General features: G+C 61.4%; 15 protein-coding genes. 12 read left to right on the top strand and 3 right to left on the bottom strand.

What is annotated here, in order from left to right:
• The first annotated feature begins 44 nt into the window (after window positions 1-44).
• The 4 genes from galE to AC2S2E_RS00115 all read left to right on the top strand — a co-directional run bounded on the left by galE (window position 45) and on the right by AC2S2E_RS00115 (window position 2,956).
• Entirely contained in the window at window positions 45-1,064 is a 1,020-nt protein-coding gene (gene galE / locus AC2S2E_RS00130; RefSeq protein ID WP_486523296.1) for a UDP-glucose 4-epimerase GalE, read from the top strand.
• 71 nt (window positions 1,065-1,135) lie between these two features.
• Window positions 1,136-1,261: a type B 50S ribosomal protein L36 gene (gene ykgO / locus AC2S2E_RS00125; RefSeq protein WP_054122357.1), complete on the top strand. Its 126-nt coding sequence runs from the start codon at window positions 1,136-1,138 to the stop codon at window positions 1,259-1,261.
• A gap of 149 nt (window positions 1,262-1,410) precedes the next feature.
• Window positions 1,411-2,028: an HAD family hydrolase gene (locus AC2S2E_RS00120; protein ID WP_476105306.1), complete on the top strand. Its 618-nt coding sequence runs from the start codon at window positions 1,411-1,413 to the stop codon at window positions 2,026-2,028.
• 250 nt (window positions 2,029-2,278) lie between these two features.
• A complete protein-coding gene (locus tag AC2S2E_RS00115; protein ID WP_486523295.1) occupies window positions 2,279-2,956 on the top strand; it encodes a peptidylprolyl isomerase in 678 nt (225 codons plus the stop codon).
• Between the two features lie 336 nt (window positions 2,957-3,292).
• On the opposite strand, the gene AC2S2E_RS00110 is transcribed toward AC2S2E_RS00115, so the two are convergent.
• Window positions 3,293-4,801 carry a YifB family Mg chelatase-like AAA ATPase gene (locus AC2S2E_RS00110; RefSeq protein WP_476105437.1) on the bottom strand — a complete coding sequence of 503 codons (1,509 nt, stop codon included), beginning with the start codon at window positions 4,799-4,801 and terminating at the stop codon, window positions 3,293-3,295.
• A gap of 228 nt (window positions 4,802-5,029) precedes the next feature.
• Here AC2S2E_RS00110 and rpmH point away from each other — a divergent pair, with 228 nt between their 5' ends.
• The 6 genes from rpmH to AC2S2E_RS00080 all read left to right on the top strand — a co-directional run bounded on the left by rpmH (window position 5,030) and on the right by AC2S2E_RS00080 (window position 9,381).
• Window positions 5,030-5,164: a 50S ribosomal protein L34 gene (gene rpmH / locus AC2S2E_RS00105; protein WP_018075531.1), complete on the top strand. Its 135-nt coding sequence runs from the start codon at window positions 5,030-5,032 to the stop codon at window positions 5,162-5,164.
• A gap of 153 nt (window positions 5,165-5,317) precedes the next feature.
• Entirely contained in the window at window positions 5,318-5,746 is a 429-nt protein-coding gene (gene rnpA, locus AC2S2E_RS00100) for a ribonuclease P protein component (RefSeq protein ID WP_486523294.1), read from the top strand.
• Window positions 5,743-5,952 carry a membrane protein insertion efficiency factor YidD gene (gene yidD, locus AC2S2E_RS00095; RefSeq protein WP_168605015.1) on the top strand — a complete coding sequence of 70 codons (210 nt, stop codon included), beginning with the start codon at window positions 5,743-5,745 and terminating at the stop codon, window positions 5,950-5,952. Before rnpA ends, yidD begins: the two co-directional genes overlap by 4 nt.
• Window positions 5,953-5,988: 36 nt before the next feature.
• Window positions 5,989-7,743, top strand: coding sequence for a membrane protein insertase YidC (yidC, locus tag AC2S2E_RS00090; RefSeq protein WP_476105300.1), 1,755 nt, complete (start codon window positions 5,989-5,991; stop codon window positions 7,741-7,743).
• On the top strand, window positions 7,740-8,396 hold the full coding sequence (gene yihA / locus AC2S2E_RS00085; protein WP_486523293.1) for a ribosome biogenesis GTP-binding protein YihA/YsxC: 657 nt from the start codon (window positions 7,740-7,742) through the stop codon (window positions 8,394-8,396). The genes yidC and yihA overlap by 4 nt, the downstream gene beginning before the upstream one ends.
• A 67-nt stretch (window positions 8,397-8,463) precedes the next feature.
• Window positions 8,464-9,381, top strand: a complete 918-nt coding sequence (locus AC2S2E_RS00080; RefSeq protein WP_486523292.1) for a S1/P1 nuclease — start codon at window positions 8,464-8,466, stop codon at window positions 9,379-9,381.
• Here AC2S2E_RS00080 and AC2S2E_RS00075 read toward each other — a convergent pair.
• On the bottom strand, window positions 9,373-9,984 hold the full coding sequence (locus tag AC2S2E_RS00075) for a LysE family translocator (RefSeq protein WP_486523291.1): 612 nt from the start codon (window positions 9,982-9,984) through the stop codon (window positions 9,373-9,375). The two genes, AC2S2E_RS00080 and AC2S2E_RS00075, sit on opposite strands and share 9 nt — an antisense overlap.
• Window positions 9,985-10,113: 129 nt before the next feature.
• On the opposite strand from AC2S2E_RS00075, the gene dapE reads away from it, so the two are divergent.
• Both dapE and AC2S2E_RS00065 read left to right on the top strand, forming a co-directional pair.
• The gene (gene dapE / locus AC2S2E_RS00070; RefSeq protein WP_486523289.1) at window positions 10,114-11,277 is read left to right on the top strand and encodes a succinyl-diaminopimelate desuccinylase; all 1,164 of its coding nucleotides are present in this window, start codon (window positions 10,114-10,116) and stop codon (window positions 11,275-11,277) included.
• Window positions 11,278-11,351: 74 nt separating this feature from the next.
• Entirely contained in the window at window positions 11,352-12,659 is a 1,308-nt protein-coding gene (locus AC2S2E_RS00065) for a dicarboxylate/amino acid:cation symporter (RefSeq protein WP_476105291.1), read from the top strand.
• A gap of 262 nt (window positions 12,660-12,921) precedes the next feature.
• Here AC2S2E_RS00065 and nth read toward each other — a convergent pair whose 3' ends face one another.
• Window positions 12,922-13,572, bottom strand: coding sequence for an endonuclease III (nth, locus tag AC2S2E_RS00060; protein ID WP_486523288.1), 651 nt, complete (start codon window positions 13,570-13,572; stop codon window positions 12,922-12,924).
• Window positions 13,573-13,690: the final 118 nt, after the last annotated feature.

Raw genomic sequence — 13,690 nt, 5'->3', positions numbered from 1 at the left:
GAATTTCATCTACTCTCCATATGATCGTGCTAGAGACATCATTCATGACAGACGCAAAGATCAGCAAACTTCCCGTTCTTGTCACTGGCGGGGCGGGTTATATTGGCAGCCATGCGGTACTCGCGCTGAAAGATGCGGGGTGGGATGTCGTTGTTATCGACAATCTGGTCACCGGTTTTCGTTTCGCGGTGCCCGATGGCGTTCCCTTTTATCAGGGCGATATTGAGGATGCGGGTTTGATGGCCCGCATTATTGATGAGCAGAAAATTGGCGCGATCATGCATTTTGCCGGTTCGGTCGTTGTGCCCGAATCGGTGGAAAACCCTTTGAAATATTATCACAATAACACCGCCAAAAGCCGCGCCTTGATCGAGGCGGCGGTCAAGGGCGGGGTCAGGCACTTCATCTTCAGCTCGACCGCGGCCACCTATGGCATTCCCGATGTGGCGGCGGTGAATGAGGATACGCCGAAAAATCCGATCAACCCCTATGGCATGTCCAAGCTGATGACGGAAATCATGCTCAAGGACGTGGCGGCGGCCCATCCGATCAACTATTGCGCGCTGCGTTATTTCAACGTGGCGGGGGCGGATCCCAAGGGGCGCACCGGGCAAAGCACGGCGGGCGCGACCCATCTGATCAAGGTGGCGGTCGAGGCGGCGCTGGGCAAGCGCGAGAGCGTGGGCGTGTTCGGCACCGATTTTGACACGCCTGACGGTACGGGCGTACGCGACTATATCCATGTCTCGGATCTGGCCAATGCGCATGTTCTGGCGCTGGAGGCGTTGATGGAGCAGCCGGAGCGCTCGTTGACCATGAATGCGGGCTATGGGCGCGGGTTTTCGGTGCTGGATGTTCTGGATGCGGTCGACCGGGTGACCAATATGAAGATCAACCGGGTGTTGGGTTCGCGCCGTGCGGGCGACCCCGATTCGCTGATTTCGGACAATGCGCGTATCAAGGCCACCGTGCCATGGGTGCCGCAATATGCTGATCTTGACCTTATTGTCGGTCATGCCGTCGCCTGGGAGCGTAAGCTGACGGAAATTCGCGGCGAAGGTTGACTTTGCCACAAGCGCAGCCTATCGGCGCGGTTCAATTTTCGGCCCGGTCGGTTCGGGCAAAGGGATTTGTCATGAAGATTCGTAACAGCCTCAAGTCGCTGAAGGACCGTCACCGGGATAACCGCGTGATCCGTCGCCGCGGCCGCACCTATGTCATCAACAAGACCCAAAAGCGTTTCAAGGCTCGTCAGGGCTAATTGATGCGCGGTTGGCCGGGGGTTTTACCCCGCCTTCCACGGGTAAGCTTGCAAGCCCGCCACCGCCCAGCGCGATGGCGGGCTTGCTGCGTCTGGACGCCCGGATGGTTGCAGCAATGCGAATCGGGCACGCGAATCGGAGGAATGGAATGAGCGACAAGCAGCCCCATGTGGTGGTGTTCGATATCGGCCGCGTTCTGGTGAAATGGCGAATCGCGGGGCTTTATGAAAAGCTGATCGAGGATGCCGATCGCCTCGAATGGTTCCTGCGCGAGGTGGTGAGCGAGGAATGGCATGCCCAGCATGACGCGGGCGTACCCTTTGCCCAGATGATTGCCGAACTGTCGGCGCAATATCCCCAAGAGCGTGAGCTGATCGAACTTTATGCGCCGCGCTGGCTGGAATGCGTGCCGGGGCCGATTGATGGTACGCATGATATTGTGAGGGCGCTGGATGCGCGGGGGGTGCCGCTCTATTCGATTACCAATTTCGGCGTGGATGCATGGACGATGTTCCGGCCGACGTTCCCGGTGCTTGACCATTTCCGCGATATCGTGGTGTCGGGGCACGAACGCATGATCAAGCCCGATGCGGCGATCTTTGAACTGGCCGCGCGGCGTTTTGGCCATGCGCCCGAAGAGATGTTCTTCATCGACGACAATGCCGACAATATTGCCGCCGCCCGCGCGCTGGGTTGGCATGTGCATCATTTCGTTGATGGCGCAGAGGCGTTGGAGGCGGATTTGAAGGCGCGGGGGTTGTTGTAAGGTTTTGCCGCCGGCGGGCAAAGGGCGGGGGCCCTTTGCAATCCCTTTATGGGGGGCGGGCTATGAGCTTGGTGCCATGCCCATTGGATTGATAGCCTGGGGCGCGGATGGGGCGCTTGGATGGGCGCCGTAGGCTTTAAAATTCGAACGTTGGGTCGGGCATAAAACGCTGAACTTCATGCGCAACAAAGACAGTAAAGGGAGCGCGAGGGTCTAGACCCTCGCATCTATCCCCCTTTAACCTGCGCCCATGCTGCTCCGATTCGCCCTTGCCGCCGCCCTGATCGCCACGCCAGCCTATGCCGCCCCCGTGCGCAAGGCCCCGCCAAAGCCCGCGGTGGTCAAGGAAGTGCCGCCCCAGCCTTTGCATGACACTGAAACTGTGGCGATGGTCACGGATCTTGGCACGATCACGCTGGAACTGGATGGCAAACATGCGCCGATCAGCACGGCCAATTTCATGCGCTATGTCGATAATAAGCGCTTTGACGGGATCGTGTTTTACCGGGCGATGCATCTCAAATGGGGTGAGCAGCCCAATGGCCTGATTCAGGCGGGCGTGCGGGGTGATCCGCGCAAGACTTTCCCGCCCATCGCCCATGAGCCGACCAGCCAGACCGGCGTGCTGCACAAGGCGGGTGCGATTTCGCTGGCGCGTCTGGCGCCGGGCACGGCAACCGGGGACTTTTCGATCCTGTTGTCCGATATCGAAGGGCTGGACGCCAACCCGCAATCCACCGATCCAGAGGGGCAGGCGGGCTATGCCGCCTTTGGCCATGTGGTGTCGGGCATGGATGTCGTGCGCCAGATCTGGGATCAACCCATCGATCCGGATGCGGGCGAAGGCTTTATGAAAGGTCAGATGCTGGCCCAACCGGTCAAGGTCATCAGCGTGCGCCGAGTAGCCCCGGCGCCAGCCGCGCCTTGATCAAATCTCATCGTCCAGCGGTGTGTCCGGCGCATGGCTTTTGCCGCCAAGTCCGAATGTACGCGCCCAATCGCGTCCCCACTTGTCACGTTTGATCCGTTTGATAGGCGCGCCGCAATGCACGCAATTACCAATATATTGGTGACTGTCGGTTCGCCGCACTTTGCGACGATTCGGGGCATGTGGCAATATGAGGCAGCGAATTAAACCAAATGGTTTCATATGTTTGCTGACTTTCCCCAATTTGGCGACGTTAATCCGCTATTAATCTGGGATATCTGGCGTTGCAACCGCTTCCAATAGTGAAATCACATATAACCAAGCTTTAATCTCGACCTATGCCCGTGGCGGTTGGCGGCGATAGGAAAGCGCCTCGGCGACATGGGCGCGCGACACGGTTTCCGCCCCCGCCAGATCGGCAATGGTGCGCGCAACACGACGAATGCGTGTGTATCCGCGCGCCGTCAGGTTCATCGCTTCGGCAGCGCGGATCAGCAATTTCATGCCATCGCTGTCGGGCGTGGCAAAGCGGTCGAGCGTTTCGCCGTCCAGATCGGCATTGCTGCGCATCATGGTTCCTTTCAGGCGCGCGGTTTGCCGCTGGCGGGCCGAATGGACCCGCGCGGCGACCTGCGCGCTGCTCTCGGCCACGGATGCCTGCGCCAGATCGATGGCACGCACCGCCTCCACTTCGACATGCAGGTCAATGCGGTCCAGCAGCGGCCCGGAAACCTTGCTTTGATAATCCCCCGCACATCGGGGCGCGCGTGAACAGGCCAGCCCCGGATCGCCCAGATGGCCGCAACGGCATGGGTTCATCGCCGCTATCAATTGCACCCGCGCGGGAAAGGTTACATGCGCATTGGCGCGGGCCACGGTCACTTCGCCGCTTTCCAGCGGTTGACGCAGCGAATCGAGGACGGCGCGTTGAAATTCGGGCAGTTCGTCAAGGAACAGGACGCCCAGATGCGCCATCGAGACCTCGCCCGGACGGACGCGCAATCCGCCGCCGGTCATGGCGGCCATGCTGGCGGAATGGTGCGGGCTGCGGAAGGGGCGGGCGCGGCTGATGCGCCCTCCTTCCAACGTTCCGGCGACCGAGGCGATCATCGAAACCTCCAGCGCCTCGGCCGGGGTCAGGTCGGGCAGGATGCCGGGCAAACAGGCCGCCATCAGCGATTTGCCCGCTCCCGGTGGTCCGACCATCAGCAGATTGTGTCCACCCGCGGCTGCGATTTCCAGCGCTCGGCGTGCGGTCTCCTGCCCTTTGACCTGTCGCAGATCGGGGCCCGGCACGCTTGGCGTGCTTTGGCCGGGGGCGGGGGGCGAAAGGGCCTGCGTGCCTTTAAGGTGGGCCAGAAGGCTGGCCAGATCGGGTGGGGCGATGACGGGGACGCCGGCGGCCCAACTGGCTTCGGCACCTTGCGCTGCCGGACAGATCAGGCCCAATTCCCGCTCGCTGGCGTGGAGCGCGGCCAGCAGCACGCCGGGCGAGGCGGCGATCCGCCCATCCAGCGACAATTCCCCAACGGCGAGGAAATCGCCCAATTGCTCGCCATCCGTCACCCCCATCGCGGCCAGCAGCGCCAAGGCAATGGGCAGGTCGTAATGCGACCCTTCCTTGGGCAGATCGGCGGGCGACATATTGATCGTGATCCGCTTGGGCGGCAGCGCCAGGCCCATCGCGGTCAGCGCGGCCTGAACCCGCTGGCGGCTTTCATTGACCGCCTTGTCAGGCAGGCCGACGACCGTAAAGCCGGGCAGACCGGGGGCCAATTGGCACTGCACCTCGACCGCGCGCGCTTCAAGCCCCAGATAGGCGACTGTCTGGACCAGCGCGACCATGCTATGAACCCCCATGTGACTTTCCCTGATCAAGTATTTGTGCGTAAAGACAGGCTTGTCGAGGGGAAAAGCGCCGGGGCGGAAATGTCATGATGGGACACAACGCGAATCCCTTGACTCAGGGGCTCACTTCCCATAGTGGCGCCGCTTCACGCCTCATCGGGATCGGTGGGGTGGACCGTTTTATCCGCGCTGCACAGCGCCGAGCATATTTTGAGGGTTTAGACCATGAAGCGCACTTTCCAGCCCAGCCGGCTCGTCCGCGCCCGTCGTCACGGCTTCCGCGCCCGCACCGCCACGGTTGGTGGCCGCAAGGTGCTGCGTGCCCGCCGTGCGCGCGGGCGCAAGAATCTGTCGGCCTGATGATCTGGCCCGGTGGGGAGCAATCCCCGCGCCGGGCCGGTTCGCTTGATTGCCGGGGCTGATTCGGTGGCAGGCGAAAACATCGTGACAGATAGTGCAAAGGGGTCGGAGGCCTTGCCTTCGGCCCCTTGTGCGTATCCTGAAGGCATCGCGTTGCCTGAGATAGGCGCCGTGCTTGCCAAGCTGCGCGTTCTGACCAAACGTTCCGATTTTCTGGCGGCGAATAAGGGTTTGCGCGTGGCGCGGCCCGGCTTTGTCCTGCTGGCCCGGCCCAATGATGGCGCGGGTTTGCGCTTTGGCATCACGGTCACGAAAAAGATCGGCAATGCCGTCGTCCGCAACCGGATGAAGCGCCGCTTTCGTGCCTTGGTGCGCGAACTTCTGCCTGAACATGGATTGGCGGGGCATGACTATGTCCTGATCGGTCGCGAGGGCGGAGTGGAGCGCGATTTTGCCTTGTTGCGCAAGGAATTGCTGGTCGCGCTGGATCGCGCCAGATCGGGCAAGGGCGATGCGCCCCGCGGTCCCAAGGGCGGAAAACCCTTTGGCCGCGGCAAAGGACCCCGGAAGCCTGCCGCGTGAAATATGTGCTGATCTTCATCGCCCGCCTGTGGCAATGGGGACCATCCGCGATGATGCCGCCCACCTGCCGCTATTCGCCATCCTGCTCGGCCTATGCGATCGAAGCCTTGCAAAAACATGGCGCGATTAAGGGTGGATGGTTGACGGTGAAGCGTCTATTGCGCTGCCATCCTTGGGGCGGGCACGGCTATGATCCGGTGCCCTGAACCAGTAATTTTGACATATCCATTGGGGAAACACGCGTGAGTAACCAGCGCAATCTGATTATTGCCATGCTTCTGACCGGGCTGTTGTTGTTCGGCTGGGATGCGGGCCTGCGCTATTTTTACCCTGATATGGGCAAGAAGCCGGTGGCGGCCAGCGCGTCGCCCACGCCTGCGGCCAGCGCGAAGCCGACCCGCGAAGGCGGTCTGGGCAGCGTTGTGGATCAGGCGATTGAGGCCAAGGCGCTCAATGCCGATCTGAATGCCGGTGGCCGCGTAAAGGTCGAAGCGCCGGGCTTGTCGGGCTCGATCAATCTGGTCGGCGCGGTGGTCGATGACCTTTCGCTCAACCGTCACAAGCAGACCGTGGACAAGGACAGCGCCCCGGTGCGCCTGTTCAGCCCCGCCGGTACGCCTGCTGAACACTTTGCTCAATTGGGCTGGGTGGGTCAGGGCGTGGCGACGCCCAATGGCAGCACCGTTTGGACCGCGCCTGCTGGCGCCAAGCTGACGCCGCAGACGCCGGTGACCTTGAGCTGGGCCAACACCACGGGCCAGACCTTTACCATCACCTTTGCCATTGACGATGATTACATGATCACCGCCAAGCAGGCCGTGCAGAACGCCGGCCCCGCGCCGGTGAGCGTGCAGCCCTTTGGCCTCATTCGCCGCACCGAAAAGACCGCCAGCGTCGATTCGTGGAACATTCATTCCGGCCCGTTCGGCGCCTATGATGAAGCGGTGAACTTTGGCGTCAATTACAAGGATGTTGCCGAAAAGGGTCAGGTCAACCCGGAAGGCAAGACCAACTGGATCGGCTTTACCGACATTTACTGGATGAGCGTGCTGGTGCCTGATGCAGCCCCTGCGACGGGCGATTATCGCAGCCTTGGCAACCAGCTTTTCCGCGCCGACCTTATCTATCAGCCGCAGGTTGTTGCGCCGGGTCAGACCGCCGGTCGCGCCACGCGTCTGTTTGCGGGCGCCAAGGAAAGCCTGCTGCTCGACAAGTATGAAGCGCAGGGCGTGACCCGTTTCAGCCTTGCCATCGACTGGGGCTGGTTCCGCTGGTTTGAAAAGCCGATCTTCTGGCTGCTGCGCTCGCTGTTCAAATTTGTGGGCAATTTTGGCGTCGCCATCATCCTGCTGACCGGCATCGTGCGCGGTATCATGTTCCCCGTCGCCCAGCGTCAGTTTGCCAGCATGGCCGCCATGAAGGCGATCCAACCCAAGATGAAGGCGCTGCAGGAACGCTATAAGGACGACAAGGCCAAGCTGCAGGAAGAGACGCTCAAGCTCTATAAGGAAGAGGGTGTGAACCCGCTGGCGGGCTGTCTGCCGATCTTCCTTCAGATCCCGGTGTTCTTTGCGCTGTACAAGGTGCTGATGGTGTCGATCGACATGCGTCACCAGCCTTTCGCTCTTTGGATCACCGACCTTTCCGCGCCCGATCCCAAGCATATCCTCAACCTGTTCGGCCTGCTGCCGTTTGATCCGCCCAGCTTTTTGGCGATCGGCGTGCTGGCGGTCATTCTGGGCATCACCATGTGGCTTCAGTTCAAGCTGCAACCGGCCGCTCCCGATCCTGCACAGCAGCAGGTGATGGGCATCATGCCGTGGATGATGATGTTCATCATGGCACCCTTTGCTTCGGGCCTGCTGGTTTACTGGATCACCTCGAACCTTCTGACCATTGCTCAGCAGAAGTATCTGTACGCACGGCATCCTGACTTGAAGAAGAATGTCGATAAGGAGCGCGCCATCGTCGAAGCGGCGGCGCATAAGAAAAAGTGAACGAAGAAGAAAAACTGGAATTGATCGAGCGCGCCCGGAAGGTTTTTTCCGGGCGCATCGACTTTTTGCTTTCGGCCCCTGCGCTGAAATTCCTGCCCGATCCGGTGGTGCCTGAAATCGCCTTTTCGGGACGGTCGAACGTGGGCAAAAGCTCGCTGCTCAACGCCATTACGGGGCGCAAGTCTCTGGCGCGCACCTCGGTCACGCCGGGGCGCACGCAGGAGTTGAACTTTTTCGACGTGGGTGGAACGCTGGGCGAAATTCCCGATTTCCGTCTGGTCGACATGCCCGGCTATGGCTTTGCCAAGGCCCCGCCCAAGGTGGTGGAGCAGTGGAAGAAACTGGTGCGCGATTTCCTGCGCGGGCGCGTGGTTTTGAAGCGCGCGCTGGTGCTGATCGACAGCCGGCATGGCGTGAAGCCGCCCGATCTGGAAATGATGGAAATGCTTGACGGGGCGGCGGTGGGCTATCGCCTGATCCTGACCAAGGCGGACAAGGTCAAGGCCAGCGAATTGGCCGATGTCCACGCCAAGGTCATGGCCGAGGCGCGCAAACATTCGGCCGCTTTCCCCGAAGTGATGATCACCAGCAGCGAAACCGGCCTTGGCATTGCCGAGGTGCGCGCCGCTGTTCTTGCCGACGCCGAGCTTTAAGCTTTACGCCTGTCACAAACCGACGCTAACATTGGGGTAAGTTTCTCCTGAAGAGGTCGCTTACCCCATGTTTCGCAAAAGTTTGAAGCTTCTGGCCGCTGGTGTGGCCGCAATCGGTCTGGCGGCGTCTTCGCCCGCGATGGCATGGGGCGATCTGGGCCACCGCACGATCGCCAACATTGCGCTGGCCAATGTCAGCCCCAAGACCAAGGCGGCGATTGCTGCTCTGCTCAAGGCGCAGGCCGGGCTGGGCACGACGCAATGTCCGGTCCATTCACTGGGTGATGCGGCGACTTGGCCCGACTGCCTGCGCAGCGAAAGCTGGCGTTGGGGCCATACGTTCCCCTGGCACTATCATGATGGTGACATCACCGCGGCGGCCTTTGACATGAAGGCCAATTGCAGCGGCGGCCAATGCGCCACCTATCAGATCACCCGCTTTGAACGCATTCTGGCCGACAAGAAACTGCCCGTGGCCCAGCGCCTCGAAGCTCTGGCCTTCCTGAGCCATATCGTGGGTGACTTGCACCAACCGCTGCACGCCGCCGAACATGCCCATGATGCGGGCGGCAATGGGGTGATTGTCACCAATCTGCCCGGTGAACCCTATATCATCAACACCACGCCGCCCACGGTTGTAAACCCCAAGCCGGGTACGCTGAACCTGCATTGGATGTGGGACAATTTCCTTGTCATCCGCGCCCAGAAGGCTGGCAAACTTCCCGCGATCCGTGCCTATAGCGCGGCGGAAAAGGATCAGATCGCGACTGGCGGGATTGCCGATTGGGCGCAGGAAAGCTGGCAGATCGCCCATGACACGGTCTATCCGCAGGCCTTCGGCCATGTCGTCAATGCCGAGGAAAAGACCTCCAAGGATGTCACCATCAGCGACGAAGCCATCGCAAAAGACCTGCCCATTGTCAGCCAGCGCCTGCTTCAGGGCGGGCTGCGTCTGGCCAAGGAGCTGGACAAGGCGCTAGGTTAAAGCGCCGCTGGCGAGCCAGAGCGCCACGCCCAGCATGATCAGCGCCATCACGCGCCGGACCTTGACCATCCGGCGCGGGTTGTTGATCAGGCCATGCGCTCTGGCCCCGCCCGCAACAATGGCCAGATGGACCGCGGTGGCCAGCCCCACGCTGATCGCGGCAAAGCCCATGGCCTGGGGCAGGGTGGGCGCCCCCCCGCCCAGAAAAGGCGGCACCACCACGACAAAGAACAGCAAGGCCTTGGGGTTGAACAGGTTGACCAACAGGCCAGAGGCGAAGTGGCGCGCGATGCCGCCGCTTTGCACATCCGATCCGCCCATGTCCGAATCGCGCCACGCCTGTACCGCCAGATAGAGCATCAGCCCCACCCCGGCCCATCGCAGCCCCGATTGCAGCCCCGGTCGCGCGCTGAGCAATTCGACCAAGCCCAGTGCGGCCAGCATCGCATTGAGCGCAAGGCCAATGCCAATGCCCGCCGTCGCCACCCATCCGGCCCGACGACCTTCGGCCAGGCTGAGCGCGGCGAGCCATGCCATATTCGGCCCCGGTGTCAGTTCGATCACCAGCACAGCAAGCGCAAATTCCAGCCAGTTGATCGTCATCGTGTCAATTGGCCCCCATCGCCATGCGCGGCAAGGGTCAAGCTTACGAGCGCAATCCCAGCGCGGCAAGCAAGACGAATGGCCCAAACTCCGCTTGCCCTTGGCGGCGCATTTGCTAGGCGATTGGCTATGAATGACATGGTGAAGAGCGAGTTGGTCCGGCCCGGCGCCGGTGTGACCGAATTGGCCGAGGCGCTGATTGCCTGCCCCAGCGTGACGCCTGCGACGGGGCTGGTTTTCGACTGCCTCGAAGAAATGCTGACCCCGCTGGGCTTTGACATTTTTCGTCAGGTCGTGGGCGAGGCGCCCGACGGCCCGGTCGAAAACCTCTTTGCCCTGCGCAAGGGGCCAGAGGGCAGCCGCCATTTCGCCTATGCCGGCCATGTCGATGTCGTTCCGCCGGGTGAGGGGTGGAGCACCGCCCCCTTCGCCCCCGAACGGCGTGGGGAATTGCTCTATGGACGCGGCGCGGTGGACATGAAGGGATCGGTGGCCGCCTTTATCGCCGCCTTGCACGATATTGCGCAGGACGAAGGCACGATCAGCCTGATCATCACCGGCGATGAAGAAGGCGCGGCGACCTATGGCACGGTGAAACTCATCGACCATATGCGCGCCCAAGGCATCAAGCCGGACCTGATCCTTGTGGGCGAACCCACCAGCGTTCACCGCCTTGGCGACATGATCAAGGTCGGCCGCCGGGGCAGCGTCAACATGTGGATCGAGGTCGAGGGCCAACAGGGCCATGTCGCCTATCCGCATCTGGCCGATAATCCGATCACGCGATTGGTGGCGATGCTTTCGGAATTGAAGGCGATCACGCTGGACAATGGCACCGACTGGTTCCAGCCCAGCAATCTGGAAGTGACGGACATCGCCTGCGGAAATCCGGCCACCAATGTGATCCCGCAAAAAGCCAGCGCGCGCATTTCCATCCGTTTCAACGATCTCCACACGGGCGAAAGCCTGTCGCAAATGGTGCGCGAGATTGGGCAAAAGCATGGCGCCAGCGTTCGTTCCGTCATTTCGGGCGAGGCGTTCCTGACGCCTCCGGGTGAGTTTTCGGCGATGGTGGTCGATGCGATCCGCGCCGAAACCGGCCTTGAAACCGAAATTTCGACCAGCGGCGGGACGTCGGATGCCCGCTTCCTTAAAGCTTTGGCGCCGGTCATTGAATTTGGCCTGTGCAACGCCACGATGCATAAGAAGGACGAGGCGGTCGCGATTCCCGATCTGGAAGCGCTGACCCGCATCTATGCCCGCATCACGCGGGCCGGACTGAAACGCGCCTGATACGCTATCCGGCGCAATTGCCCGCGCGCGCGGGGGTTGCTAGCCGCGAGTTTTATTTTCGGAGATTTTCCAAGATGCGCCAGCGTCTGACGCAATTCCTGATTCTGGGCCTGATTTTGGGCATAGGCTTGGGCTATGTCCTGCATTCGTCCTATGATCCGGCTGATCCTTTGCTGGCGGCATGGGCTGATTATCTCAAGCTTTTGCCCGATGTTTTCCTGCATCTGATCAAGATGATCATCGCGCCCTTGATCGCATCGACGATCATCACCGGCATTGCGGGCATGGGCGATTCCACCGCGCTGGGCCGTATCGGGGCCAAGGCGATGGCATGGTTCCTCTCGGCCAGCTTTATCTCGCTGCTGCTGGGCATGGTGCTGGTCAATTGGTGGCAACCGGGCGTGGGCGTCAATGCGGTGGCCAGTGCGGGCGTCGATCTGGCGACCAAGGAATTGACCGTCCGTCACTTCGTGCTGGAAATCTTTCCGACCAGTGCGCTGGAGGCGATGGCCACCAACAATGTGCTTCAGATCCTGCTTTTCTCGGTGTTCTGCGGCGTGGCGCTCAGCGCGATTGGTGAAAAGGGCAAAATCGTCGTCGAATTCGCCGAAGCGGTGGTGCAGATGATGCTGCAGGTCACCGGCTATGTGATGGCTGTTTCGCCCATCGCGGTGTTCGGTGCGGCGGCCTCGATCGTGGCGCAAAAGGGTCTGGGCATCATCGTCACCTATGGCGTGCTGGCGGGTGAGTTCTACGCCGGGCTTGGCATATTGTGGCTGATCCTGATTGCTGCGGGCGCGCTGTTCCTGGGCAAGAAGATTTTCCTGCTGATGCGCTATGTGCGCGAACCGGTGCTGATCACCTTCTCGACCGCGACCAGCGATGCTTCGCTGCCGCGTATGTTCGAGGCGCTGGACCGCTTTGGCGTGCCGCGCCGCGTGTCGGGTTTCGTGTTGCCGCTGGGCTATGCGTTCAACCTCGACGGGTCGATGATGTACACCAGCTTCGCCTCGCTCTTCATCGCACAGGCTTACGGCATCCATCTGAGCCTGGAACAGCAGGTTTTGATGCTCCTGACGCTGATGGTCTCGTCCAAGGGCATTGCGGGCGTGCCGCGCGCCAGCCTCGTCGTCATCGCCGCCACGCTCAACCAGTTCCATGTGCCGGTCGAAGGCGTGGCGCTCTTGCTGGGCATCGACACATTCCTCGACATGGGCCGTTCGGCGACCAGCGTGTTCGGCAATGCCGTCGCCACCGCCGTCGTATGCCGCGCCGAAGGCATGTTGCAGCCGCCGCTCGACCCCGATGCGCCCTTGGCCGAGGCGCCGCATGATACGGTTGAGCATGGGCGTAAGGGGTTGCATTTGGACCCGAACCAGTAAGGGGTTTTCGCCTCCGGCGGGCAAAGGGCGGGGGCCCTTTGCAATCCCGATAATGGGGGGTGGGCCGGATAGGTTTGGATGATGATTGAAAGCCTGCGGCGCGGTGAGGTCATCCTTGTCTGCGCCGCAGGCTTTATCATTTGAAGGGCGCGTCCGACACTTAACGGCGAACCCGTGGCGCAACGAAGGCAGTAACGAGAGCGCGAGGGGCCAACCGATTTGTCTCGACAAATCGGCTCACGAAAACAATCCCTCGCATCACTTACTTCTTCCCCTTCTTCTCCAAAACCTTATCCTTGAACTTGCACAGATCCTCCACCGGACAGCGCCAGCATTCCGGCCCTCGCGCCTTGCAGATATAGCGCCCGTGCAGGATCAGCCAGTGATGCGCCCCCACGCGGAACGGCTTGGGCGTTTTCTTTTCCAAGCTGCGCTCGACCGCATCCACGTTCTTGCCTTTGGCCAGGCCGGTACGGTTGCCCACGCGGAAGATATGGGTGTCCACCGCAAAGGTCTCGGCCCCAAATGCGCAGTTGAGCACCACATTGGCCGTCTTGCGCCCCACGCCGGGCAGTTTGACCAGTTCGTCGCGGTCGGCCGGCACTTCCCCCCCATGCTCGCGCACGAGGATTTCGGCCATGGCCATTACGTTCTTGGCCTTGGAGTTGAACAGGCCGATCGTCTTGATGTGATCCTTGAGGCCATCCTCGCCCAGATCGAGCATGTCCTGCGGCGTCTTGACGATTTCGAACAGCGCCCGCGTCGCCTTGTTGACGCCGACATCGGTCGCTTGCGCTGACAGCGTGACGGCGACCAGCAGTTGATACGTGTTGCCGAACTCCAGTTCCGTCTGCGGGTCCGGGTTGGCCTCGGCAAGGCGGCGGTAGAATTCGAAGATGTCGGCGGTTTTCATGGGGGCGGGGTATGGCTTGGATAGGGGCGGGGGGCAAGAGATGCCTCCGGCGGGCAAAGGGCGGGGGCCCTTTGCAATCCCGTTATGGGGAGGTGGATGGTTGATGGGGTAAAGCCTG

This window comes from Novosphingobium sp. 550D (genome assembly GCF_057401885.1).
The sequence above is the reverse complement of the archived record's forward strand: the minus strand, read 5'-3'. Positions and strand labels throughout refer to the sequence as shown.

What these genes read in the sequence shown, in the direction of transcription:
- AC2S2E_RS00110 (WP_476105437.1), bottom strand. Translation starts at nt 4,801, where the DNA reads ATGGTCGCGCTGGTCCAGACAGTCGCCTATCTGGGGCTTGAAGCGCGC.
- AC2S2E_RS00120 (WP_476105306.1), top strand. Translation starts at nt 1,411, where the DNA reads ATGAGCGACAAGCAGCCCCATGTGGTGGTGTTCGATATCGGCCGCGTT.
- AC2S2E_RS00065 (WP_476105291.1), top strand. Translation starts at nt 11,352, where the DNA reads ATGCGCCAGCGTCTGACGCAATTCCTGATTCTGGGCCTGATTTTGGGC.
- galE (WP_486523296.1), top strand. Translation starts at nt 45, where the DNA reads ATGACAGACGCAAAGATCAGCAAACTTCCCGTTCTTGTCACTGGCGGG.
- rpmH (WP_018075531.1), top strand. Translation starts at nt 5,030, where the DNA reads ATGAAGCGCACTTTCCAGCCCAGCCGGCTCGTCCGCGCCCGTCGTCAC.
- AC2S2E_RS00080 (WP_486523292.1), top strand. Translation starts at nt 8,464, where the DNA reads ATGTTTCGCAAAAGTTTGAAGCTTCTGGCCGCTGGTGTGGCCGCAATC.
- AC2S2E_RS00075 (WP_486523291.1), bottom strand. Translation starts at nt 9,984, where the DNA reads ATGACGATCAACTGGCTGGAATTTGCGCTTGCTGTGCTGGTGATCGAA.
- ykgO (WP_054122357.1), top strand. Translation starts at nt 1,136, where the DNA reads ATGAAGATTCGTAACAGCCTCAAGTCGCTGAAGGACCGTCACCGGGAT.
- AC2S2E_RS00115 (WP_486523295.1), top strand. Translation starts at nt 2,279, where the DNA reads ATGCTGCTCCGATTCGCCCTTGCCGCCGCCCTGATCGCCACGCCAGCC.
- nth (WP_486523288.1), bottom strand. Translation starts at nt 13,572, where the DNA reads ATGAAAACCGCCGACATCTTCGAATTCTACCGCCGCCTTGCCGAGGCC.
- dapE (WP_486523289.1), top strand. Translation starts at nt 10,114, where the DNA reads ATGAATGACATGGTGAAGAGCGAGTTGGTCCGGCCCGGCGCCGGTGTG.